At 40.0% G+C, this 26,350-nt stretch carries 18 protein-coding genes; 2 read left to right on the top strand and 16 right to left on the bottom strand.

What is annotated here, in order from left to right; translation table 11 throughout:
* Positions 1 to 404 precede the first annotated feature (404 nt).
* From IAE19_RS06630 to IAE19_RS06605, 6 genes are all read right to left on the bottom strand, one after another.
* Complete coding sequence (locus IAE19_RS06630; protein ID WP_200460140.1) at positions 405 to 3,044, bottom strand: bifunctional aconitate hydratase 2/2-methylisocitrate dehydratase; 2,640 nt, start codon at positions 3,042 to 3,044, stop codon at positions 405 to 407.
* Between the two features lie 285 nt (positions 3,045 to 3,329).
* Positions 3,330 to 3,599, bottom strand: coding sequence for a hypothetical protein (locus IAE19_RS06625; protein ID WP_200460139.1), 270 nt, complete (start codon positions 3,597 to 3,599; stop codon positions 3,330 to 3,332).
* A 134-nt stretch (positions 3,600 to 3,733) separates the two neighbouring features.
* Positions 3,734 to 4,093 carry a hypothetical protein gene (locus IAE19_RS06620; RefSeq protein ID WP_200460288.1) on the bottom strand — a complete coding sequence of 120 codons (360 nt, stop codon included), beginning with the start codon at positions 4,091 to 4,093 and terminating at the stop codon, positions 3,734 to 3,736.
* 95 nt (positions 4,094 to 4,188) lie between these two features.
* Positions 4,189 to 4,710 carry a DUF4124 domain-containing protein gene (locus IAE19_RS06615; protein ID WP_200460138.1) on the bottom strand — a complete coding sequence of 174 codons (522 nt, stop codon included), beginning with the start codon at positions 4,708 to 4,710 and terminating at the stop codon, positions 4,189 to 4,191.
* Between the two features lie 604 nt (positions 4,711 to 5,314).
* A complete protein-coding gene (locus IAE19_RS06610; RefSeq protein WP_200460137.1) occupies positions 5,315 to 9,820 on the bottom strand; it encodes a translocation/assembly module TamB domain-containing protein in 4,506 nt (1,501 codons plus the stop codon).
* 23 nt (positions 9,821 to 9,843) lie between these two features.
* On the bottom strand, positions 9,844 to 12,591 hold the full coding sequence (locus IAE19_RS06605; RefSeq protein WP_200460136.1) for an autotransporter assembly complex protein TamA: 2,748 nt from the start codon (positions 12,589 to 12,591) through the stop codon (positions 9,844 to 9,846).
* A gap of 166 nt (positions 12,592 to 12,757) precedes the next feature.
* Between IAE19_RS06605 and IAE19_RS06600 the strand changes: the two genes are divergently transcribed.
* Together IAE19_RS06600 and coq7 are read left to right on the top strand one after the other, a co-directional pair.
* The gene (locus tag IAE19_RS06600; RefSeq protein ID WP_200460135.1) at positions 12,758 to 14,077 is read left to right on the top strand and encodes an MFS transporter; all 1,320 of its coding nucleotides are present in this window, start codon (positions 12,758 to 12,760) and stop codon (positions 14,075 to 14,077) included.
* A 4-nt stretch (positions 14,078 to 14,081) separates the two neighbouring features.
* On the top strand, positions 14,082 to 14,717 hold the full coding sequence (gene coq7 / locus IAE19_RS06595) for a 2-polyprenyl-3-methyl-6-methoxy-1,4-benzoquinone monooxygenase (protein ID WP_200460134.1): 636 nt from the start codon (positions 14,082 to 14,084) through the stop codon (positions 14,715 to 14,717).
* A 33-nt stretch (positions 14,718 to 14,750) separates the two neighbouring features.
* Here coq7 and IAE19_RS06590 read toward each other — a convergent pair whose 3' ends face one another.
* The 10 genes from IAE19_RS06590 to IAE19_RS06545 form a co-directional block, all read right to left on the bottom strand.
* A complete protein-coding gene (locus tag IAE19_RS06590) occupies positions 14,751 to 15,308 on the bottom strand; it encodes a DUF2799 domain-containing protein (RefSeq protein ID WP_200460133.1) in 558 nt (185 codons plus the stop codon).
* An 82-nt stretch (positions 15,309 to 15,390) separates the two neighbouring features.
* Positions 15,391 to 16,095: a response regulator gene (locus tag IAE19_RS06585; protein ID WP_200460132.1), complete on the bottom strand. Its 705-nt coding sequence runs from the start codon at positions 16,093 to 16,095 to the stop codon at positions 15,391 to 15,393.
* Positions 16,096 to 16,103: 8 nt separating this feature from the next.
* Positions 16,104 to 18,761, bottom strand: coding sequence for a sensor histidine kinase (locus tag IAE19_RS06580; protein WP_200460287.1), 2,658 nt, complete (start codon positions 18,759 to 18,761; stop codon positions 16,104 to 16,106).
* Between the two features lie 57 nt (positions 18,762 to 18,818).
* Entirely contained in the window at positions 18,819 to 19,415 is a 597-nt protein-coding gene (kdpC, locus tag IAE19_RS06575; RefSeq protein ID WP_200460131.1) for a potassium-transporting ATPase subunit KdpC, read from the bottom strand.
* A gap of 10 nt (positions 19,416 to 19,425) precedes the next feature.
* Complete coding sequence (gene kdpB / locus IAE19_RS06570) at positions 19,426 to 21,447, bottom strand: potassium-transporting ATPase subunit KdpB (protein ID WP_200460130.1); 2,022 nt, start codon at positions 21,445 to 21,447, stop codon at positions 19,426 to 19,428.
* 13 nt (positions 21,448 to 21,460) lie between these two features.
* Entirely contained in the window at positions 21,461 to 23,158 is a 1,698-nt protein-coding gene (kdpA, locus tag IAE19_RS06565; RefSeq protein ID WP_200460129.1) for a potassium-transporting ATPase subunit KdpA, read from the bottom strand.
* 282 nt (positions 23,159 to 23,440) lie between these two features.
* The gene (locus IAE19_RS06560; protein WP_200460128.1) at positions 23,441 to 23,896 is read right to left on the bottom strand and encodes a 2-amino-4-hydroxy-6-hydroxymethyldihydropteridine diphosphokinase; all 456 of its coding nucleotides are present in this window, start codon (positions 23,894 to 23,896) and stop codon (positions 23,441 to 23,443) included.
* Positions 23,853 to 24,233, bottom strand: a complete 381-nt coding sequence (gene folB, locus IAE19_RS06555) for a dihydroneopterin aldolase (protein WP_200460127.1) — start codon at positions 24,231 to 24,233, stop codon at positions 23,853 to 23,855. The genes IAE19_RS06560 and folB overlap by 44 nt, the downstream gene beginning before the upstream one ends.
* A 17-nt stretch (positions 24,234 to 24,250) precedes the next feature.
* Positions 24,251 to 25,549, bottom strand: a complete 1,299-nt coding sequence (locus IAE19_RS06550; protein ID WP_200460126.1) for an ABC1 kinase family protein — start codon at positions 25,547 to 25,549, stop codon at positions 24,251 to 24,253.
* A gap of 47 nt (positions 25,550 to 25,596) precedes the next feature.
* Complete coding sequence (locus IAE19_RS06545) at positions 25,597 to 26,337, bottom strand: HesA/MoeB/ThiF family protein (protein ID WP_200460286.1); 741 nt, start codon at positions 26,335 to 26,337, stop codon at positions 25,597 to 25,599.
* Between the last annotated feature and the right edge of the window lie 13 nt (positions 26,338 to 26,350).

The raw sequence follows: 26,350 nt of genomic DNA, 5'->3' as shown, positions 1-26,350 counted from the left end.
TTTTCGTTGCTTCGCTCTTGTATCTTAAACAAGGTGAAATAGAACAAAAGGTAGAATTGTTATGTTTAAACTCCGAGTATGAAAAAAAGAAACTAAAGTATTACATTGGCTATATTTCTCTTTATCTAAAAACTAATCGTATAGATGAACGTGAGAGGATTATTTTTATAATAGCGACGACATTTGTAGATTCGATCCATCCTGATTTAAGTTTTGAAGCTCTAAATTATTATGTTCTATTATTTTCTTTTAAAACTTTCATAGAGCTTATTTTCATTCAATCATAATCATAAGGGCTGATTACTCAGCCCCTATAATTCACTTACTTAAGACATAATTTTCAAGTAATGCATAATTTTACTTTCAAACTCGAAGGAAGCAGTGCTTCCTTCTTTGCTCGATTATTAAGTTAATTGAGCCGCAGCAATTTTCTTAGTATCTACAGTGTTTGCAGCATCTGTATATTCGCCCATCTTATCGAAGTTCAAATATTTGTAGATGTCAGCAGACATGCTGTCGATTTGAGCAGCATATTGTTGATACTCTTCTGGACTTGGAAGCTTACCCAGAACCGCTGCAACAGAAGCAAGTTCAGCAGAAGCAAGGTAAACATTTGCACCTTGACCTAAACGGTTCGGGAAGTTACGGGTAGAAGTCGATACGCAAGTGGTATTTGGTGCTACACGTGCTTGGTTACCCATGCAAAGTGAACAACCCGGCATTTCTGTACGTGCGCCAGCTTTACCATAGATATTATATAGACCTTCTTCCATCAATTGATGTTCGTCCATACGCGTTGGAGGAGCCAACCATAGACGAGTTGAAAGCGAACCACTCGGTACTTTATCGAGAAGCTGTCCCGCTGCACGGAAGTGTCCGATGTTGGTCATACAAGAACCGATAAATACCTCATCAATCTTGTCACCTTGAACTTCAGAAAGAAGTTTTGCATCGTCTGGATCGTTCGGGCAGCAAAGAACTGGTTCTTTAATATCAGCAAGATCGATTTCATAGATTTTGGTATATTCAGCATCAGCATCAGCTTTAAGAAGCGATGGATTTTCTAACCATTTTTCCATGTTCTCGATACGACGAGCCATAGTACGTGCATCGCCATAACCTTGTGAAATCATCCATTTCAACATGGTAATATTAGAACGCAAGTATTCTGCAACTTTCTCTTCTGAAAGTGTAATTGCACAACCCGCAGCTGAACGTTCAGCAGAAGCATCAGATAATTCAAATGCTTGTTCAACAGTTAGGTCAGTTTCCATTTCAGTCAAGTCGATTTCTAAGATACGACCAGAGAAAATGTTTTTCTTACCTTTTTTCTCAACAGTAAGATCACCTTCCTTGATTGCGTAGTAAGGAATCGCATGTACAAGGTCACGTAAAGTGATACCAGGCTGCATTTTGCCTTTGAACTTCACAAGGACTGATTCAGGCATATCGAGTGGCATTACACCAGTAGCAGCAGCAAACGCAACAAGACCTGAACCCGCTGGGAATGAAATACCAATTGGGAAACGAGTATGTGAGTCACCACCAGTACCAACAGTATCTGGCAATAACATACGGTTTAACCAAGAGTGAATAATACCATCACCCGGACGTAACGATACACCACCACGGTTCATAATGAAGTCTGGAAGTGAATGTTGCATTTGCACGTCTACTGGTTTTGGATATGCAGCAGTGTGACAGAAAGACTGCATTACAAGATCAGCCGAGAAGCCTAAACAAGCCAAATCTTTCAACTCATCACGTGTCATAGGACCAGTGGTATCTTGAGAACCAACAGTCGTCATTTTCGGTTCACAGTAAGTTCCTGGAATTACACCTTGACCTTCTGGAAGACCACATGCACGACCTACCATTTTCTGAGCTAAAGTAAAGCCTTTGCCAGTTGCAGCAGGTTGTACTGGAGTACGGAACAAAGTAGAAGGCTCAAGACCTAGAGCTTCACGTGCTTTAGTCGTCAAACCACGACCAACGATCAAGTTGATACGACCACCTGCACGTACTTCATCTAGAAGAACAGGCGTTTTAAGTTCAGATTCAGCGATTTGTTCACCGTTTTTGAACGCTGTTACTTTAGCAGCAGCATGGTCAATTTTCAGTGTGATTTCGTCGCCCATGTTCATGTTAGCAACATCAATCTCAACCGGTAATGCACCCGCATCTTCCATTGTATTGAAGAAAATTGGCGCAATTTTTGTACCTAAGCAGTAACCACCGTCTTTTTTGTTCGGAATGTGAGCAATTTCATCACCGAAGAACCAAAGAACAGAGTTAGTTGCAGACTTACGAGAAGAACCCGTACCAACAACATCACCCACATAAGCAACTTGGTTGCCTTTTGCGATGAGGTCTTTAATTTGATTAAGCGGACCCACTTCACCTGGTTTTTCAGGGTTAATACCATCACGCTCGTTTTTCAACATTGCATTGGCGTGTAATGGGATATCTGGACGGCTCCATGCGTCTTGTGCTGGAGACAAGTCATCTGTGTTAGTTTCACCTGTAACTTTGAAAACAGTCAGCTTAATTTCTTCAGGAACATCTTTACGGCTAGTGAACCATTCAGCATCTGCCCAAGATTGTAAAACAGCTTTTGCATTGGCATTGCCTGCTTTTGCTTTATCAGCAACGTCATGGAATGCATCAAACACTAGAAGCGTTTTTTTCAATGCTTCAGCAGCCAAACCACTGAGTTCAGCGCTATCGAGCAAATCAACTAAAGGAGCGACGTTATAACCACCAAGCATTGTGCCAAGTAAGTAAACTGCACGTTCTTTAGAAACTAATGGAGATGTCGCTTCACCTTTTGCAACTGCTGACAAAAAAGCTGCTTTTACATAAGCCGCTTGGTCAACACCCGCTGGAACGCGGTTTTCGAGCAAGTCCACAAGAAACGCTTCTTCGCCTGCTGGTGGATTTTTTAGCAATTCAACCAGATCAGCCGTTTGCGCATCATCAAGTGGCTTCGGTGGGACTCCGAGTGCGGCACGTTCTGCAACGTGTTGGCGGTAAGCTTCTAGCACAGTGTTATTCCTCTTTTTTAAAAAATTATTTGCAAATTCCTGCCAAGCAAAGCTTTGCAAATAATATGGACAGCAAAATTTTACTAAAAATCAAGTCAAAAGTTAATGCAAGCGCCGTGTTTCTTCGTGATTCTCATTATTTTATAGCGAAATAGTACTTGACAGTTTGCTATGCAAAAATCATAAAAAACAGGCTCTAACTGCTTTACTTGGCTTTGCCATGGTTTAAATCAATAAAAAAGGCAACCTATGTTGCCTGATTTTGTTAATAAAAACTATAAAACCTTAGTGGACTGTGGTGGTTTGTAAATATTGATTTAATGCGTCCCGATTCCCCTCAAACTTAATCTGGACTTCATCTTCATGTAACATCGCATGATCGGCACTGGCAAATGAGATGGTCACCTCATAGAGTTTGGCCTTTTCATCAATCACTTCCCTGATATAAACCTTGTCACCCACACTCAATACGTAACGACTACCACCGATGATTGCCACACCTTGAGTGTCTTCAAGCAACAAATCAGCATTATGCAGATAAGCAATAACTTCCATCTTTGCTCTCCTATCGTATAATTATTAGTCAATTTATTATTCTTTATTTTTATCAAATTATCTATATCAAGTATTCAAAATACTCAATAAGTTTGTAACTGCTCGCCTTTTGTTTCAACCTAAAAAAACCGTTCTTAGAACGGTTTGTAGTTAGGCATTTTATCATGGGGTGTTGCAATACACTGATCTGTGGTTTGCTTGCGAATATTTTCTCGAGCAGCGTCAGGATTATTTTGAAGCTGATCAATAGGCATTGAGTAAACTTCATCAATAATTTTTAAAATAAATGAACGGGTTATCTCATCTTCAATTTTTTTTGCATGTTCAACAGCTTGTGCTTTCTCAATCGCATTCTGGCGATCAAGCATAATTGAACGAGCCGCATTACCCATACTGGTACAGTAACCATGCCATTGCTCTTCAGCCGTTAATGGTTTTTTTTCACTACATCCCACCAACGCTAAACCTAAAACAAGAAACAGAACTTTTTTCATCATTACACTGAACTTAATCTGGTGGCATCATCATACTGAATCTTGTCATATTTTCCAAAAGCTATTACGTTAAAATCTTTTCATATTTTAGATTTTCATTTATTGCATTCCATTCGGCTTCCTGTCATTTGACACACTCCACCACGTGATGACAAATAGGTATTGCCTGTAACTTTATTATAATTATTGCCTTTATGGTCACTACAACGTACGCCATTACAGTCTTTGATCATATAGGTTAGTTTTTTGAGTGAACTCGTGGTCTGAACTGTTTGAGTAGTTTCAGTTTTATTGAGTTTTGGTGGGTTTTCTTTTTCAGTACTCACGGGTGTTGCAGGCGGCTTAATGCTCTGTTTGTAAGGATTGTAGTATTCATCTGCAATTGATGCGTTTGATTTAAAATTAGTCGTCGGCTTATTTTGATTCATTGGAGCCGTTTTCTGAGATGACAGTTGTGGTTCATTTGAACGCTGCGTCGGCGGTGGTGTTGCTGAATAGGTCGTCACACCATTTGCATCCACCCATTTGTAATATTGCTTGGCGTTGCTTTGAGATAAGCAACCTAAAAGCATCAAACCTGCTACTGCCCAAATGCGTCCATAAATGACAGAATTCATCTTTACCTTCCCTAAATCGTCACAATTTTATTTAAAATAATCATTTAAATTCAATAGTTTATATTAATATTTTTATTAAAATTGTGCAATCAATCTAAATAAGTAAATTAAAGATGTATCCCTAAATTTACTTTTTATTCAAGATCATCAGATCTGAGGTTCGGGCAGCATCATCATAATGGAGTTCATCAGAGATCCGTTGAGATCCGTATCAAAACTATAAATATAAAAATCCTGACGGTTACCCATCAATTTTTGGATATCCTCCATAGACTTAAATTTATGTGCCTCATCAAAATTTGTTGTAAAAGATTTAAAAAAGGGAAATTCATTATTTTGATATATAAAATCGATTGCAACAAAATGCACTTGATCTTGATGAACTGATTTTTTTACCAAACAATAAAATATGGTCATCATTTTACCCCGTCTATATCTGCAAAGTAACTCATCAATACGCCATAACCGCGTATTCAATATTTAATATTATTGTGATTTCTCTTCTTTTTTTCTTATCATTTCATGAGGCTTTTTTTGTATTTTGCACAATCAGTTTTACTATGATCTAGATAGAAAAGCCGCTTCGAAAAGCGGCTCTGTATTTTTAAAAACGCCAATTATAAAATACGTCAACAGCTCGTTCTAAAGACTGGCTGGCCTCTAGATACATTCGTTTATTCATCTGATAGCGTAGGGTTAATTTATTTACAGGTGTAAATACGCCCACTCCGTATCGGATAAATAGGTCTGGCGTAATATATCCCGTTAGACTCACTTGGGTATCATCACCTGTACCTTGCGCGTCCAATGCCAAGCCACTCAACCCAAAGGTTCGGCCAATTTGATTAGTCAATGCACGTGTTCCACCCAAGCCCATACTGATTCCTGCTGCGGCAATGGTATTGTTTACGTCTGATTTAAAACCAGCCGTGTTACTCAATCCACTACTTCCTTCATTTATACGGCCTGTCACCAATGCATTTAGTGCTTCTTGTTCGGATAAACCGGCATCATTATAAATTTGAATATTAGGTACAGAAGCCGTACCCGTTACCCGCACACCTACCGTACTACCTTGCACGGACTTGTTGGCATCGACATCTAGTGTTGGATTAGAAATCGGTCCATTAAAACGAGCAATCGCCCGATTTAAATCCAAGCTTTGTCCATATGCTTCAATCTTAACTTTCTGGCTAACCCCAATTGCGCCACTGGCACGCATAGCTGTTTCAAGACCACGCTGTGATAAATTTAGACGTCCTACGAGCGGAATACGGCTATTGAATCCCTGAAAGATAACTCGGTCACTACCAATATTAACCGAGACATCTGCTCGGATATCCCATGGTTTTGCTGCTTTTAAAATCGCAAGCTGGTCCTGTCCATCTCGTACCACACGTACATCTGAAGAAACTGCCACAACAGGTTCACTGGCTTCAGGCATCGAAATCAAAGCACGTGGAATGTCCAGTTTTCCATTCACCACTAACCGCTTACTGAATGGATAAGCCTCCATCGACACATCTGGATTAACGATGGCAGTGATCAGTGGCGCCTGACGAATTAATAAATTATCACCTTTCAAATTAAGCTGAATACGAGGATCATTTTTCCAGTCCACACTTCCTGTTAACTCTCCCACACCACGACCACTATTAAAGGCGCCTTTGATGGTTGCATTGTCCTGTCTAATTGAGGAATACAACTGGATATTAGTCAGATTAACAGGCAATGACATCATGCTAATCGAGCCATTCTTCAAGCGTAAATCACCCGTAATTTGCGGTTGAGTTAATGTTCCATTAATTTTGCCTGCCAGTGCCAAAGTTCCATCCATTGAACGTACATCACTAATAAATGGTTTAAGCACTTTTAGTTGAACATTGTTGAAAGCAACTTCACCATTCATTGGCATCGGCGTTTGGTAGGGGTTAATAATGACTTTGGCATAACCTGTACCAATTGCAGGTGTTTTAACATCCAGACGTAGCAGTAAGCCCTGACTTACACTTTTTGCAATTACACTAAGTTGATCATAACTTAAGGTCGATGCAGGATCCTGTGGATCGGCAGCAGCCAATCCAATTTCCCCATTTTGAGTGATCAATTGTGCATCGAGTTTTGGTTGCGTACCATTAGCCCAAGATGCTTTCGCATAACCATTAAGTTTACCAGTAATGGCTAAACCTTCTGGCATAAAGGCACTGAAGTCATTTAAATCGAGATCACGAGTCACTACAGAAACATTGCCGCGTGCTTGGCTCACACGTAAAGGTTGATCCAGACAAAGCTGACTATTTTGGCTCGACCAGCAATGCTGCCCAACAAATAGCTCCTGACTTGCCCGCGTATAAATCACAGCAGCATTTTGCTGTTGTTTTAAAACTGCGCGACGTGAATCAAAAATACCTTGCTGAATTTGTCCTAACCAATCATTATTTTGGTTAAAGCCGCCCGCTAGTTGCACGTAAAACTTGGAATAATAGTTCCAACCCTGTAACTGAACCAAATGAGCTTTACGTGTCCCAGATAAAGTAATACCTGCGTATTGGATCTGGCGTCCTCCACTACGTAAATCATCCAGTGTTGCTTTCAGCGAAGTTGGTGTGGTTTCTGAAGTTGGTAGTTCTCCCAATACCTGTATTTTTTTGACACTAATATCACCAAAACCAAAGTTATCAACTACGAGATTTGCCGTAGCTTTTAAGCGCGGTTGAGCCTGTACATTCAAATACCCATACGTACGACCACGTAATCCCGGATAAAGTTCATACATAGCAGGTGCATTTACTTTTAAACGTAAGTTTTGTGCATTGCCAGAAGCCTGAACCTGATTTTTACCATAAGCCAAAAATAGGTTATTTGCTTCAAATTGCTGAGGCAAGAAACCTTTTTGATTTGAGTTCAGTACCATCGATAGATTGCCCATCCCACGAACAATCTTATTATTCAAAAAGCCCGCTATATTGAGTTTTTCAATATTGATACGTTTTGAGTTTTCAGCCCACAGCCCCTGAGTTTTAAGATTACCTGAAAGCTCACCTTTTAAACTAGAAACAAAATACTGAGGTTTAAAACGCACCAATGACGTATTGATATTCCAGCCTATCGCATTTTTCAGGTTAACTGAACCTGAGGCAAAGATTCTACCTGCAACGCCATTATGCTGTAATTCAGCAATTTTAATAAAATCTGGCGTTCCTGAAATATTGAACTTTAATAACCCTTTACCTTGATTGAAAGCATTCAGCCCTCCATCATAGCGAACAGCAAAACCTTTAAAACCACCGCCTGAATTTTCATCATTAAAGACTATTGCAGCGGTGCTTTTCCCAGTCAGCTCAATCATTTCATTTTGAGCCGAATTTGCCATTCTGCCTTTTAGAGAAATCGCATCAAACTGAATAATCTGTTGATTTGGCTTTGCATAGCCGTTTGCTTTAATTTGACCATTAAGCAAATTGACAGGCGCAGCGGTTGCAATGGTTTGAGGGTTAAAATCTTTAGCATTTAAAATGGCGTTCCATTTTAGTTGGCGCTTTTCAGATGGCAATTCAACTTTGGCCTGCCCACTCAGACTTCCTTTTTGAAGAGCCTGATAAGTGAATGCAGGAACATTCAAAATATTATCTTTTAAGTCCAGTCTTGCATCGTATTTACCCGCAGGCAATGTTGCCTGTTCGTGGGTTCGTATATTAGTAGCAACATGAATATCTTGCTTACCTTCAACCAATGCTAAATTGACCTGACCTGCATCACTATCCAGCCAGCCAATATAAGGCATGGCACGGTCAATATTTTTCCATGAAACATCTAATAACATGGGTTGAGTTTTTTGTTGTGGTGTTGCTTGAGTTTGAGCGAGTTTAACGGACCATGATTCGTATTTGTCAAAATCAAGGTTTGCAGTAAGTGCCATCCCTTTTTCAAGAGAACCTTCGGATGCAAGATTTGCATCTAGTGACGGCGGTAGAAAATCTACAACTGCCTGCGGTATCACTTTATCTTTAGGATTAAGATGATTGAGACGACCTTTGACATCCCATGTGACATGATCATGCCAACCTACGTGTCCAGCAAGTGTCACAAAACCCTGCATAAGCTGACCATTAAAGTCATGAATATCCAGTCCATTTACCAAGTCTGTAGACATTAAAGACGTATATTGGCCTTGTGGAATATTTTCTCCCTTTAAATCCGTTGCTAGTTCAAGGTCGAGTTTTTCCACATTTCCTTTAAATTTGGCCATTCCATCTTTAGAAAATAACTTTTGTTCAGTCAATAATGGCCAGTGATAATTCTTAAAATTGAGCTGACCAAACATAGGTACACCATCACGGACTGGATGCACAACCGCCCAACCGGTCAACAAATCTGGTGTGTTGGTTGCCACGCCTGCTTGAATGGTATCTAAACTCCCACGCGCAGCAATCTTAATAGTATCAATGTTCAAACTTTTTAAGGATGGTATTTTTAAATCTGCATGAGCATTAAGTGGATATTTACCGCTGAATGTCATTTGCCCAGTCGCTTTATCTAAGGCGAGATAACCCATATTCATACGGGAATTTTCAAACTTTAACTCTGTCCCCGACCAAACTGCATCCTCAAGATAAATATCATGAAAATCAACTTTGGATTTCACTGTTTGAATTGATAAATGATCAATTTCTGCCTCATTCAAACGCAATACAAATGGCAATTTAATTTCACTAAATTTAAAAGGCTCGTTACTTGGAGGAGCATGACTAATGATTTGTAAATTACGAACATCTGCACGACTTAAATGAATCTCTTTGCTAAGAACTGCTCTCCAACCCAGTGAAACATCCGCTTTATCAATTTTGACATCTAGGTCTTTGAGTTTAACCCAAATATTTTTTAGAATAATTCCTTGTAAAAGGTTGCCTCCCTCATATTCATAACTCAGGATATGCTGACGTTCCATCACTCGATCAAGCAGAAATTTACTGCCCCGATCTGTTGTAAACATAACCCCTAAAGCAGCCACTAAAAAGACAATAACAATCAATAACGTCAATAATACATTTCGAAGAATGCGACGTTTTTTAGGAGGTGTAGGAGTAGCCGGTTGTTCTACGTCAGCCATAATAATCCTGAATCAAATTTATTTTAAAGTTGTGAACCGATAAAGAAATGTAATCGAATTGGATGATTATCATCAGAAATTCCTGACGCAACATCCAGTCGAATTGGGCCAATCGGTGATTTCCAGCGAATCCCCACGCCTATACTATAAGCTGTATCATTCTTAAATTTTTCGTCATACGCATTACCAAAGTCTGAAAATACTGCTGCGCGCCAGCCATCCTTAAATTGATAGTTATATTCTAGTGAACCTACAGCCAATGCCTGCCCACCGACTTTATAGCCATATTCCTCAGGTGATAAACTTTTATAATCAAAACCACGAATCGTTTGATCTCCACCCGCAAAGAATCTAAGGTTATAAGGAACTTTGTCAAAATCATCAGTAAAGATATAACTTAAATCTGATCGCCCAACTAATTGATGATCATCATTTTCACCCAATGAATAAATAAAACGCCAGCCTGCGGTTAAAATCGCCATGTTGGCATCGGATAATAATGATTCGCTACCCAATTCAACTTTGTAGCTTTGTTTAAAACCACGTGTTGGGTTCACGCTGCTATTACTGTTTGTTTTTGAAAGCTCGTAGCCAAATAACAAAGCTTCCTGTTCTGCATCTGAACCAGGAACTTTAAATGCATCTGGAATTTCATCATTATCAACAACACCATGCTGAGTTAGACGATCCAGACGATAGCGAAAGCCAAAACTGTGTTGCCAGCCACCTAAAGGATTTTTAATGATGCGTTCTGCACCAAACACTGCGGACTCAGTTTCTAGACTAACATCTGGGCCAATATCATCACGGTCTTCACGCTCATAACCCCCAACAATATTAATATAATCATTAATAGGGTCTTTATACGGAATGCTATAGCGACCATCCAATGATTGACGAATTTTAGATAACTCAAGGTTGGCATCAAAAGAATGGCCTAAACTATTAACAATGGCACGGCGATATTGAGTACGGATACGGAATTCTGTATCTGTACCATAACCAATACCCGTTTCCACACTATTTAAACGGTCTGCATTTAAGGTCACAATCACAGGAACTTTCTTTTCTTCCCGTGCTTGAGCTTGCAATTGTTCATTTTCAGAAGCACGTTGTTCCAGTTGCTCCCGTGCAACATGGAGTTTCTCATTTTGTTCGTCAGTCAACTTCATGCCTGCAAACTGAGTTTCATCGGCTACGTCCTGAGTGACTTCCTGACCCGACTTTGTATCTGCTTTTTGTATCGAAGCGACTTGTTCTTCTTCAAGTTTTTGCTGATCAACAAGTTCTTGTAAATCTGGCGGTAATTCAAGTGGTTTTTCAATCGGATCCGGTTTTATGGTATCTACCAATGTGTAGTTAAAATAACGTGAATTGGTCAAATTATTTGCAAGGGTATTTACACGCCAGAAGGCATAATCGTCACCATCTTTCCAAGGCGTCATGCTTTTAAGCACTTCCATTTTTAACGGTAGTTTTTTAGAAGGATCACTCATTCTAAATTCGACATTGCCTAACTTATAACGCTCACCGGTTTCATATTTTAAATTGATGGCAGCGGTATCTTCCGGTTGTTTAACTTTAACATCGTGCAAACGCCAATATGCGTCAAAATATCCATTATCCGAAGCAGCTTCAACAATACGACTTTTAGTTTGTTCGTATTTACCATGATTTAAAATATCACCAACATCTAAATCGGGTACTAGTCGAATAACCTGAAATTGTGGCGTATCACCACCCGCACCAGAAAATTCAATATTTTGTTCTTCAACCTTGACTGGATTATTCGGTGTCACTGTGACTTTGACTTTACTATCACTTACTTTTTCAAAATTAAACTTGGCATTGTAATATCCGACGGCTTGAGCTGCTTGATTACTTAAACTACGCAATTGAGGTAAAGCTGCATTAAAATCACCAAATGCTTCTTGCGTGTAACTGGACAGTTTGGCACTAATATTCGCCGCCAGATCGGCAGGTGCGCCCACAACTTCTGCACTGATACGCGGATCTGCTTTTGCTGTGTTTAAATTACGTGATGGACGTATTTTATAAAGAATACGTCTAAAAAATCCCACTTTAGCGTCGTCTTGCTCTGTTTCAGCGGCTGTCACTTCATCCAGCGTTCTGCCTGACGCATTGGCATCCACTACAATTTGTTTATCCGATTCAATTTGTTGCATCAGATGATCAATGTCAACCGGTGCCTGATTAATTTGGGCGAGTTCCTGTGCAGTCGGTGTTGAAACCGCATTTACAGTTTTTGAAGAACCATTTCGTGCAGCCGCAGCTTCTTGTTTAGCGTCTTCTGCGACTTTAAATATTTCATTTGCCATACTGGCATCAATTTGTGTATCGGGTAAATCTTGAAGATCCTCAAACTCAATGGGTTTGAATGCATCAATTTTATTACCCGCTTGTTCTTGTTGTTGTAATAAAGCCTGGCTATCCTGCGAAGAGTTAACCTGAGATGTATTAACGACTGAGTTATCAACCGAATTTTGGTTTTGAGATGCAACTGCATCAGTCTGAACCGCTGAACTGACCACATTATTTTGCTGTAATGCAGCCTGTGTTTTTGATTGCAGACTTTGACTTAAACTTGAAGAAATAGGTTCTACATGGGTATTTTCAGCATGAACCACAGGCGAAATATATAAGCCCAAAAGCATGCTTGAACAGATAAATTTGTTAATATCATGCACATTCAAGATAAAACGTACAGATTGGGCAAGAGTTGTATGTCTAAATTTAATATTTGCAAGCATGTAAAACTCTAAGCTTATTTTAATCGGATTAGCTTTAATGTATATAAATACATGGAAATCTATTGATTTTTCATCGGATCAGCCACTTAAAATATCATACATGATTTTCAAGGCGCTTTAACAAATTGATCACATTTCTTAATAAATCGCAATGAAGTTTTAAAAAATGAAAAATGATAGCAATCTCATGACATCGCGTCGATTTTTACCCATGTTCTTAACGCAATTTTTTGGCGCGTTAAATGACAATGTCTATAAGCAAGCACTTCTGTTAGTGATTACCTATGGTCTAATTAGCCAACAATCGGCCAGTATCAGTACGTTAAACAATCTGGCAGCTCTGTTGTTTATCTTGCCTTATTTCATTTTTTCTGCGACTGCAGGACAAATTGCAGATAAATATGAACGTGCCAACTTAGTTCGTGCGATTAAGATTCTTGAAATTATCATCATGCTTATCGGCTCCCTTGGTTTTATCACAGGACATCTGATTTTACTCATGTTCGCGTTGTTCCTTATGGGCATCCATTCCACATTTTTTGGTCCAATTAAATATGCAATTTTGCCTGAAATTTTAAAGCCCAACGAACTTATGTCGGGCAATGCCTTATTTCAATCTGGGACATCGATTGCGATTTTGTTAGGCATGATTCTCGGTGGCGCGGTGATTTCTTCATCCGATGGCAATTTAACTTGGATTAGTATTACTGTTGTCAGTATTGCTGTAATTGGTTATTTTTGTAGTCGATTTATTCTTCCCCAAAAAATCGCTGAACCTGATTTACAAATTGATTGGAATTTCTTTAGAACTAGCTTTCAAACCATTCAATATGCCAAAAGCATCCCTTTAATTTTTACCATCTTGTTGGGTAATTCATGGTATTGGTTTTATGGCGCGACTTACTTGACTCAAATTCCGCAATTGACCCAGCAAAATTTGCATGCTTCAGAAAATGTTGTGAGTTTACTTCTGACTTTCTTCTCGGTAGGAATTGGTGCCGGTTCATTACTCTGCCGTAAAATTGGAGGTTCAGAACTAAATATAAAAATGGTTCCCATTGGAGCTGTAGGTCTGACATTATTTGCATTCTATCTTGCAGCAAGTTTGGCTTTTGTTCCTGAAAAAACAGGTGCCCTACTTTCATTAACAGAAATGTTTACTTCCGGTTGGGTGTATTACCATGTGATGCTTGCAGTCACACTTTTAGGTATTAGTGGCGGATTTTATATTGTCCCCCTTTATGCCATGATGCAAGCCTATTCACCTCGTTCCCATCGTGCTCGTGTTGTAGCTGCAAACAATATTTTGAATGCTGTATTCATGGTGTCATCAGCGGTATTCTCAATTTTAATTTTAAGTATTTTAAAAATTGACATTAAAATTCTTTTTATCATTACGGCTGTCTTAAGTGCTATTTTTTCATTTTGGTTGCTTCGTAAGTTACCGCCTATGTTAAATTCAGCACAGGATTCTCTGGAGGATTAATTCCATGCGTCACTATACTGGTATCGACCGATTGATCAACTCTTTTGATCAAGCACTAAGAAGTCTGGTTCCTGGGGCAACAGCCGCTCATCGCAGTAATCCAGCTGAACAGTCTGATGCACCACTGACAGTCAGTGATGCACGTCATGTGGCAGGTTTAATGCGAGTTAATCATAGTGGTGAAGTCTGTGCTCAAGCGCTTTATCATGGACAAGCTTTAACTGCAAAACTGCCCAATGTACGCCATGAAATGGAACAAGCTGCTATTGAAGAACAAGATCATTTGGCTTGGTGTGAAGACCGTTTAAAAGAATTAGACAGTGTGCCAAGTTTACTTAATCCTCTCTGGTACAGTCTTTCATTTGGTATGGGGGCCATTGCTGGCATTGCTGGCGATAAATATAGTCTGGGTTTTGTTGCAGAAACTGAGCGTCAGGTCAGTGCGCACTTGATCGATCATTTAAATCAATTGCCAGTTTACGATCAACGTTCAAAGCGTATTTTAGAACAAATGAATGAAGATGAATTGCATCATCGTGATACAGCATTACATGCAGGGGGCGTTGATTTACCTTTTCCTGTCAAAATCACCATGACAGCAATTTCAAAACTAATGACCAAAACCAGCTATTACATTTAATCTAAAAAAGCCCTCAACCGTGAGGGCTTTGGGTTATTTCAATCCATGTTGATATTTGAATTTTTCCAGATCCCGAATCGCATCACGATAATCACGGTTTATACGATCTGAATCATTTTGTAGGTCTTTGAGTAGTTTACGATAACGCTCACGATCTTCTGGCTTGAGCTTGTCATCATAAGATTTACGGGTATAGTCTTTAAAATTATCTTGATAACGCTCATATTCATTTTCAGCATTATAATAATCATGCGCAATCTCATAATAAGATATTAATTTACTATGAGTTTCCACTGGACAGACTTGATAGTTGCCATTGCCTTTTAAAGCTTCATAAAAAATATAATCAGGTTGGCAATAGTAACCTTGCCCCTTTCGATAGCCTTGTTCGTATTGTGATTGATTAGGCACAATATTAGCTTTTGAACAGGCCTTATAATATTGATCTAACCGTCGTTCTTGCCCATTTGAACCATCTTTTTCACCCACAACCGCCCAATTCGCAGTTTTACATTCATCTAGCGTCATCGCTGCACAACTTGAAAGCAATACTGGCAAAATAGCCCAGCATAAATTTATTATTTTCATCATTAGCCCAAACTAAAGGTGATATTAGATATATTAAACAACCAGAATCATTATGGCATAACGCATCAAAAATCCAGAATATTAACTAAATAAATCTTAGACCAACTCCAGCCACTGTCTCAATATATCTGGGTTGTAATGCATCATCATTCAGTTTGCTACGAAGTTTTGCCACTAATATCCTTAAATAATGTGTATCTTCCTGATGAGTCGGTCCCCAAAGTTCTTTGAGTAATTGTGGCTGGGTGATAAGTTGACCTTGATGCTTTAACAATAACGCCAATAATTGAAACTCTTTACGACTTAGATTAATCAAATTTCCCTGCATAAAAACCTGATGTTGAGCTAGATCAACTTTTAAATTTCCATCATCAAAATCAATGCAATCCTTTGTACTACTCCTTGCCTGTGAGCGTAAGATTACTCGAATACGAGCCATGAGTTCAGGCACACTAAATGGCTTAGTCATGTAATCATTTGCACCTGCATCTAATAACGCAACCTTTTCCTGCTCATCGGAACGCACGGATAGAACTATCACTGGGACATTCGACCATGTTCTTAATTCAAGCAAAACCTCACGACCATCTAGATCAGGTAAGCCCAAATCCAGAATTACCAGTTCAGCACCTTGACTCATTAGGACTTCCAGTCCTTTCATTCCATTTTCACACAGAACCGTTTTGTAGCCTTGAGCTCGTAAAGCAATATCCAGAAATTTTCGGATTTGCGGTTCATCATCAATCACGACAATGCGTGTTTCAAGGGAATGAGGTGCAGTATTGTTCATTTTCTTATTCAGACTTGTTCTGGATGAATCGGTAAGCGCATTCTAATCAATGTCCCTTGATGATGGCTACCTGTCGTAGCATCAATAGTTCCCATATGAGCCCCTATAATAGCCTTCACAATTGTTAGTCCTAAACCTGTTCCAAAACGCCCACGATCTCCACGCTCCATCGTATAAAACATGTCAAAAATTCGATTGCGTTCATCCTCAGGAATTCCAGCGCCCTGATCTTCTATTTCAATTTGAACAGTATGTTCGTCCCATTTTTTTGTACGAATCTGAATAGCCTGATCCTTCGGAGAAAATTTTGCGGCATTTTCCAGCACATTGAAAATGGCTTGTTCAATCAAGGCAGGATGCACATATAAATTGACCGACTGCGCTGGTTGCTGAAGATCAATTTTTATTTCAGGCATATAACGTTTCAGTCGCTGCGTAGCGGAACCAATAAGTTCATCCACTCCAATCCAGTCCCGATTTAATTTTAGCCCCTCATGTCCAAGTCTGGTCATATCTAGCAGATTTTGGATATAACGATCTAATCGCTCACCTTCCATACGTATGGTCTCTAGTAATGTATCCTGATCCTCCTGAGACAAGGCCTGATGATAATTTTTTAAGGTATCCGCCGAACCCATCATCGAGGCCAAAGGTGAGCGTAAATCGTGAGAGACCGAAGAAAGTAAAGCGGAACGTAATCGCTCCGTTTCACTACTGATTTTTGCCTGTTCCAATTCATTTGCCAATTGAGTCCGCAAAATGGACTGAGCAATTTGTTCCACCATTGATTCGATCAAACGTTTTTGTTCAACATTTAAATTTGAAAGCTGGTGTGACAAATTTAACCCCACCACACCCAAATTTTGTTTCTGTGCCAAAAGCGGAATAAACCACCAGTCAATTTGACTAAGGGTATCGGTATATTTACCACAAGCTTGTTGATGTTTTAGGCTCCAGTCTGCTGCAATTTTTTCCTTTTCAGTGAGTTGCTGATTAGAATGGGTTGACATATCTTGCGCAATCATGATCCAGACGGGGAAATTAAACTGCTGTTGAAACGCTTTTTGTGCAATTTGAATGACATCCTCCAGATGCATGGCACTGGATAATCGAGCTGTCACATCCTGCATTCGGCTACTATAAGCATTGGCAGCACGTAAAGATAAAACTTGTTGGCGTAAACGAGAAGCGAGACGACTGGAAATTAATGCTGCGGCCAAAAAAGCAATGACCGTAACTACTCCCTGATGTGCAGAAATCTGAAAGGTAAACCGCGGTTCAATAAAGAAAAAATTATAAGCAAAGAAAAAAAGTAAAGCCGTGATCACGGCAGCCAGCATTCGGGTTTTGGTGGCAACAAGTAACACAGCAACTATAAAAATAATAGATAAATCATCCACCCCTATATAAACTTCCGCAATACGTGCCAGTATGATACTAATGACCGTAACAGCCAGAATTAAAAAGGTTTCTTTTAAACTTAATAAAGAATGATTGAGCTCATGCAATGAGGGTTTGTTTTGCGAAGCATTATTTAAAGGTAATAAAATTAATTCTAAACGCTGATTTTTTTCCAATAAAATTGCATGGATCGCTTTTTTAAAAATATGCGTCAGGCGTGTAGATAATGTATAACCCAACATAATAGAAGAAATGGCTTTTTCTTGAATTGCGTCATTCAAAGTTTGAGCAACTTTAATACCATATAAAATCTCAGTTCGCGCCCCCAGTTGTCGAGCCAATTGAAATGCCTGTTCGACTTCTTTTTGTACTATAGAAGAATTACCCTGTTCTAAATAAAAATGTTTTTGGGCGACATGAACCACTGTCCATGAAATGGCTTTTTTTTCAGCAAAACGGCTGGCTGCCCTGACCAGATATTCAGACTGGCCACGTCCATCAATCGCGACCATCATCTCATTTTTTAATGGAATCGATCTTGTTCCTTGGGCAAGGTAAGTTTCCCTCAGATCCAAATCGACATGTTCCGCAACGAATTGCATGGCCAATTCACGTAAGGCCGTCAGATTTTGAACACTAAAAAAGCGCTGTAAAGCAGATTGGGCCTGATCAGGTAAATAAACTTTACCTTGCTGTAGTCGTTCAATCAATTCATTGACTGGTAAATCGATTAGGCGAATGTCCCGAATCCGATCAAATACCCGATCTGGCACAGTTTCCGATACACGAATACCCGTCAACTGATATACCACATCATTCAAACTCTCTAAATGTTGAATATTCATGGTGGTAAAGACATCAATACCGGCATCTAAAATTTCATTGACATCTTGCCAGCGTCGTTCATGACGACTATTGGGAATATTACGGTGTGCAAGTTCATCAACCAAGATAATTGCTGGACGTAAGGTTAATATGGCGTCCAGATCCATTTCATCAAAATATTGCTCCTTATAAAGAATATGCTTACGCGGCAATATATTCAGCCCTTCAGTCAAAGCAAGCGTTTCAGCACGTCCATGTGTTTCCACAATACCCACTTTAATATCAATGCCTTGTCGTATCAGTTCCTGCGCGCGGCTCAACATGGCATAAGTTTTACCTACACCCGGTGCTGCCCCCAAAAATACCGTCAATCGTCCAGCCTGATAACGGTTCACATGGTTAAGTAATGCTGAGGCCTGATCTTCACGTGCTGTGGTCATATTCATATTTTGCTCAAAAATACATCCCTGTATTTAAATACTGCGATCCCGTTGGTCTTATCGACTAAGTTGATCCAAAGTCAGATTTAATTCAAGCACATTTACACGAGCTTGTCCCAATAGGCCAAATTGTTTTGATTCAGTATGTTGTCGCACCAAATCAGTTAGCTGTATGGCAGAGAGTTGTCTTAACTGGGCAATGCGAGATACCTGCAATTGTGCGGCTTCTGGACTAATATCTGGATCAATACCACTGCCTGAGGCTGTAACCAAGTCACTGGGAATCTGATTTTTAGCCACGTGATTTTCTTTGGCCACAGCGATGAGACGTTGTTCTATTTTTATCTTTAAATCGGGATTGGTAATAGCAAGATTACTGCCTGACATTGCCATCGGATCATAATTCGCTGCTGAAGGTCTAGACATAAAATAACGGGGATTCTGAAAATTTTGTGCCACCAGCGAAGAGCCCATAATCACTTGATTTTTCACAATCAAACTACCATGAGACTGCTCGGGAAATATGAATTGACCTAATCCTGTAGCGACACTACTGTAGAGCAAACCAAATCCCAACAAGCTAATCAGACTCAAACCAATTGCTGGGCGTAACATTGCAGAAGTATTCTCTATATGTTGTACGGACGATTTCATGTTCTGCTCCTTACCCACCTAAAATATGAACTAAAATAAGATCAATCGCTTTAATCGCAATAAAAGGCAAAATCACGCCTCCCGCACCATAAATCAACATATTACGGCGTAATAACTGAGTTGCTGTTGATGGCTTGAATTTCACCCCACGCAAGGCAATCGGAATCAGTAAGGGAATAATGATGGCATTGAAAATAAGGGCCGCCAGAATCGCATTATCAGGACTGGAAAGCTGCATAACATTCAGTTTTTGCATTTGTGGAATGGTTGCTGCAAACAAGGCAGGCAATATGGCAAAGTATTTGGAAACGTCATTTGCCAGTGAAAAAGTAGTTAAAGCCCCACGGGTAATTAATTGTTGTTTCCCAATTTCGACCACAGCCAATAATTTAGTTGGATCAGAATCCAGATCTACCATATTGCCCGCTTCTTTAGCTGCCTGAGTACCCGAATTCATCGCCAAACCAATATCGGCTTGTGCCAAAGCTGGAGCATCATTGGTTCCATCACCCACCATTGCAACCAAATGACCATTTTGTTGTTCTTTGCGGATACAAGCTAGCTTATCTTCAGGACGAGCCTCAGCAATATAGTCATCTACACCCGCTTCTGCTGCAATCGCTGCGGCAGTCAATGGATTATCTCCCGTGACCATGATGGTTTTAATGCCCATTTCACGCAGACGAGCAAACTTTTCTTTAATACCAGGTTTAATTACATCAGATAGTTCAATCACGCCCAAAATATGATGCTGATTGGCAACGACTAGAGGAGTTGCACCTTTGGATGCTACTTGCTCAACGCGCGTTATAAGTTCGGCATCGGGTTGAGGATAGTGTACAAATTTCAAAATAGCATCCAGCGCCCCTTTACGGATTTGCTGACCATTTTCCAGATTGACCCCAGAAATACGCGATGAAGCATTAAACGCGATAAATTCAGCATGTTCAGGTTCATCCGCTTGCAAACCTTGCTCTTTCGCCAATTTAACAATCGATTTTCCTTCAGGTGTGGGATCCGCGAGAGAGCAAACCCATGCTGCCGCTCTTAAATCAGCCTCAGTAACCGAAGTTAAAGAATAAAACGCGGTCGCCTGACGGTCACCATATGTAATCGTGCCTGTTTTATCCAAAAGTAAAACGTCAATATCACCTGCGACCTCAACCGCCTTACCCGATTTGGCCAACACATTAGCTTTCAGCGCACGATTCATCCCTGCGATACCAATAGCAGGTAGTAAACCGCCAATCGTAGTTGGAATCAGACATACCAGCAATGCCACCAATACCACAGGACTGATACTGATATGCAAATAACTGGCGATAAAAGGCAAGCTAAGCACCACCATGACAAAAGTTAGGGTCATCACCATGAGTAAAATGCCCAATGCAATTTCATTCGGTGTTTTCTGACGATTTGAACCTTCGACTAGGGCGATCATTCGATCCAAAAAACTATTACCCGAATCTGCAGTCACTTGCACAACAATACGATCGGTCAGGACTTTGGTTCCGCCAATTACACCTGAACGGTCCGTACCAGCTTCACGTAATACTGGTGCAGACTCGCCTGTTACCGCTGCTTCATTAATCGTAGCAAAACCTTCAATAATCTCCCCATCAGCAGGAATGAGTTCACCCGCCTGAATCTCAATCAGGTCATTGATTTGAAGTTGTGTTGCAGCAATTTCTTGTACAGTACGGCTTTGTAATGAATCCAGCTTACGTGCCACCAAATTTTGCCGTGCCTGACGTAATGAAGAAGCCTGTCCTCGTCCTCTCGCCTCAGCAATTGCCTTAGCATAGTTAGCAAAAAGAACCGTGATAAATAAGATAATAGTGACCAAACTACCAAACAACCATTCGGTATAACCTGCCACTGTACTAAACGCAGTAATGAGCGTACCTAACCAGACAATACCCATGACTGGGTTTTTCAGCATGTGTTGAGGAAGCAATTTTATAAATGAACTTTTAATGGCTTCACTACGTTGCTGACTAAGCTGTTGTTGCGATTGAACTTGAGTTGACATAATGTATTCCTCCTTAGCCTAACTGCATACTGAGATAGTCAGCAATTGGCCCAAGGACTAAAATCGGCATAAATTGCAACAAGGTTAAGGTGATCACGATAGCGATTAAGGTCAGTGAAAATGTGGGTGTTTCAACTTTTAGACTGCCTGAAGTTTCTGGTGCCTGACGTTTTTGTGCCAATCGAACTGCAATCATCAATGGAATGATCAAAGCAGGAAAGCGTCCCAGCAATAAAACTATGCTACAACTCAAATTCCACCAGATCGTATTATCCCCTAAGCCCTCAAAGCCAGAACCATTATTGGCAAAAGCTGAAACGTATTCATAAAACACCTGACTAATGCCGTGTGCGCCGACATTACTGATACCTGATATCGCAGGATTGGTCAGCGTGATGGCCGTAAATATTAAAATCACCATTGGTTGCAACAAAATAAGTATTGCTAATAACTTGATTTCCGCAGCTTCAATTTTTCGTCCAAATAACTCAGGTGTCCGCCCTGTCATCAATCCCGCGATAAAAACCGTCAATAAGAGATACACCATGAACTGCTGCAAACCACAGCCAATTCCCCCCCAAATGGCATTGATTAACATATTGCTCAAGGCAATCAAGCCTGTTAATGGCGCAGAGGAATCATGCATCATATTGACAGAACCATTATTCACCTGCGTGGTTAGCGCTGCCCAAAGTGCAGATGACGCTGCACCAAAGCGTTGTTCTTTGCCTTCCATTAAGGTGATTTGATGAGCAGTTGCAGATAAACTTTCTGACCAGATGGCTGCCGTAGCAGAAATTACAGACATCAGTAACATGGTTCCAAATACAAACACAGCCAAGCGTCGACGTTTTGTGAAATATCCCACCATAAAAATCAGGGAAACTGGAATCAACAAAATCGCCAGCATTTCCAAAAAATTTGAAAATGGCGTTGGGTTTTCCAGCGGCACACTACTATTTGGCCCATACCAGCCACCGCCATTGCTACCTAACTGTTTAATTGCCACCATAGGCGCCACAGGACCGAGTGGTATTTTTTGTATTTGTTTTTCTACAGAATGATCCAGTACTTGTACTTCTGGGCCACCCTGAAACGTGGCGGGTACACCTTGCCAGTTCAACAATAATGACCAAATCAGACATAATGGCATTAAAAAACGAACAGTCGGACGAACCATATCTGCCCAGTAATTGCCCAATTGAATAGAATTTGAAGTTAGATTTTCATTACGTTTTTCTTGAAGAAAAAAAGCCCGCAGTGTGGCTACCGCCAAAGCCAGTCCCATAATAGGGGTGATCACTTGAAGCCCAACAATCGCCGTCATTTGCGAGAAATAAGATAACTGCGCCTGACCAGAATAATGTTGCTGATTGGTATTGGTTAAAAATGAAATACTCGTATGCAATGCCAAATCCCAACTCATATTCGGCGCATGATCTGGATTAAGCGGCAGCCCAGCCTGCGTCATAAAAATGGACATGGATAAAACAAACAATACTGAACAGCTTATAAGAAAAGCACTGACATAATGTCGTAGATTCATTTGCTGATAAGGCTGTATGCCTAAAATCTTATAAATAGGTTTTTCGATCCAACTGAACAGTACATCAGATTTCATCGGTTGATATGTCATAACCTGAGCCAGATATTTTCCTAGCGGCCAAGCCAAAGCAATTACAACCCCAATTAATATAATAAGTTCTAACATGATAAAATCTCCTGTTGCAGCAGGAAATTTTCCAACTGAAATTTGAAAAATGTTTGAAGACTTATATGATCTTGCCCTGCGAATGCAGGCCTTAAAATGCTACCGGAATTAACGCTAGACATTATTGCATTCCTAAAAATGAAACGGATTTCCCGAAGTCAAGTATGCGTATAATGTCCGTAAACTCTCCATTGCAGAGAATTTGAGCGGCATAAATTTTGCGTAAATTTTTTAAAAAGGCAAAAAGTTAAAATGATTTCGCCATAACGCCATACCAATTAATTACAAATTAGCTTTTGTTGGCAGATGAAAATTAAATTTAGGAAAATAATAGTCTAGAACCTGAAACGCGGGATCAGGCCAAAGCTCATAAAGTGGAATTTTAACATCTAAGGCCAGTGGTAACTTTTTCGGATTAAATTGCATTTTGTTTAAATCTGTCCCAAATGCGATCAAATCAATATCCAGAGAAATATGATGCGATGGACGAATACGTGCCGATTCTGCCTCTAGTTGCTTCAAGGCTACTTCAATCTGTGATTTAGTTTTGAGAGATTTTAATAAACAGGCTGAATTCCAGTAGTCTGCTCCGACTCCATCGCGGCAAGGAATTTGATAGACATGCGAAAACTGCACTTCCCCCCATGATCGAATAGTTTGATAGGCGGTTTGAAAATGTTGTTCTGGATCAAGATTACTCGCCAGTGCTAGGGCGAAAATCGTTTCGTTGGCGTTCAAGGCGAATTCCTACAGAATTGGCTTCTGCAATAATGGCAGGCTTACGAATGGTAATACGAATAGATACAATCGCTGGAAAGGTATCAAAAAGCACCGTTAAAACGAGCTGAGCCGCATGCTCAATCAGTTTTGGTTGTGCTTTTTGAATGGTTTTTGCAGCAAGCTCACAGATCTGGGCATAGTTTAAGGTATCCTCCAGCTCATCTGAGAGTGCTGCTTTGTTTAAATCAACATGGATGTTTAAATCAAGCATTAAAGGTTGAATAATTTGCCGTTCCCAGCTAAAACAGCCAATTACAGTATTGACCTTTAAACCTTCAATAACAATGGCATCCATGATAATCCAACTCAAAATTAATGTTTAAACAACGATTGTGGCTCTATAGTTTGAACCATTTTCAAACGCTGGTCTGCATAAATATCCGTATAAGGTGCTAGGACGCGCATAAAACGATCAAAATACAGCATTTGTTTAAACAATAAGGCAAAATCACGCGGAAATTTAATTCCATGACGTTCCCCAACTGCCACCATATCTAACATAATATCGTTTAAATCAGACGGCTTAGAGGTCAAAATTTCTTGTGGGTCTGCCAATAACACGCCACTAAATAAACGTTCAAGATCACGTGCCAAAACATTAGTATCAATTTTGGTATGAGTCATGCCCATTTTCAGCATATTTTCAGCCATTGCAGTGTAATCGGTTTTTTGTAAAGCATCCATAAAGGCTAAACAAGCTGTCCAGACTTGAGGATTAAGTTGCCCAACAATACCAAAATCAATGAAACCAATACGACCATCTTCAAGCAACATGAGGTTACCCGCATGTAAATCTGCATGAAAACTCTTGCAAAGCATCAAACTGCCAAACCACGTATTCATCGCGGTAATTAATACCTGTGACGGGTCTTTGGCATATTTTTTTACTACATCAAAATCAGTTAAAGACACGCCATATAAACGTTCCATCGTCAATACACGGCGTGTTGAAAATTGATGATAAACTTTCGGTGCAGTCGCCGCCTGATTATTCGTGATTTGAAGATATTCCACAAAATCATCTAAATTTTGCGCTTCTTCAATAAAATCTACTTCACGTACCATTCTGGTTTTAATTTCATCAACAATTTCTGAAAGTGAAGCAAATTTCACCTTCGGAATAGCTTTTTCCAGCATTTTCGTGGCCCAATGCACCACGTTCAAGTCGGTATATAAAATGGTTTCGACACCAGGTTTTTGTACTTTAATCACCACATTTTCACCCGTGGTCAATTTAGCAGCATGCACCTGTGCAATCGAAGCTGATGCTAATGGTGTTTCATCAATCGAAGCAAAAATTTCACTCAGGTCACGACCTGCAAACTCAGTTGCCAGCACGTCCTGAATATAGCTAAATGGCAAAGTAGGTGTCTGATCTAGACAGCCCTGAAATTCCTCCACATATTCACGTGGAAAAAGTGAAGGAGTGCTAGCAATGAATTGACCTAATTTAATATAAGTCGAGCCCAGAGATTCAAAAGTTTCACGCATAAGCTTGGCATTACTTGGCTTTTCAGTCGCATATTTAATGCCCGCTTTGGCTGCCACCACAGCAGTTTCACCAATACGCGCAACGGAACGTAGCCCGTCAAACAGAATATTTTTTTTCATATCATTCAATGTGATTTAGTTTATCGAGGCAGTGTATCAAACTTCATTTAGTTTACCGATAAACTTGCCTGACAAATTGGACAATTTGTATCTTTTTCAAAATGAAGAATACGTTGTTTAAGAGTTAAACCATCCCAAAGCAAGAGCTTGTTTTTTAAAGGCGTCAAATTTAATCCTAAAAACAGCAAAGTGTGATGCGCTTGTAATGACGCTATCATGACAGGAGTCGTTGCAAGTACGCCTGATTCAGCACAACGTAATCCCTCATCGCTATGTTGTTCTTTAGGAAATAGGCATTCGTAGCAAGCCGACTCTGCATCTACCATAAATAACTGCCCCTGAAAGCCAATGGCGGAAGCACTAATTAATGGAACAGAATGCTTTTTGCAGGCAGCATTGGCTAAATAACGTGTAGTGAAATTATCACATCCGTCTAAAACCAGATCCTGCTGTTGAATCAACTGGTCTACATTCGTGGGATCTAGCCGAACAGTTAAATATTCAATATGAATGTAGGGATTGATTTGCATCAGCCGTTTTGCTAGAACTTCTGCTTTATACTGTCCAATATCGTCAGGTGTAAACGCTATTTGTCGCTGTAGATTACTCACTTCAATAATGTCTGCATCAATTATAGTGAGTTTCCCAACACCTGCACGAGCCAATAATTCTGCACTCGTACAACCTATTCCACCTGCACCGATAATCAGAACATTTGCCAGCTTCAACCGTTCCTGAGCGTCTATATCCCAACCATCCAGAAGAATCTGACGACTATATAAATGCATTTCGCTGTCACTG

The organism is Acinetobacter sp. S40 (assembly GCF_016624705.1).
Classification (GTDB): Bacteria; Pseudomonadota; Gammaproteobacteria; order Pseudomonadales; family Moraxellaceae; genus Acinetobacter.
The sequence above is the reverse complement of the archived record's forward strand: the minus strand, read 5'-3'. Positions and strand labels throughout refer to the sequence as shown.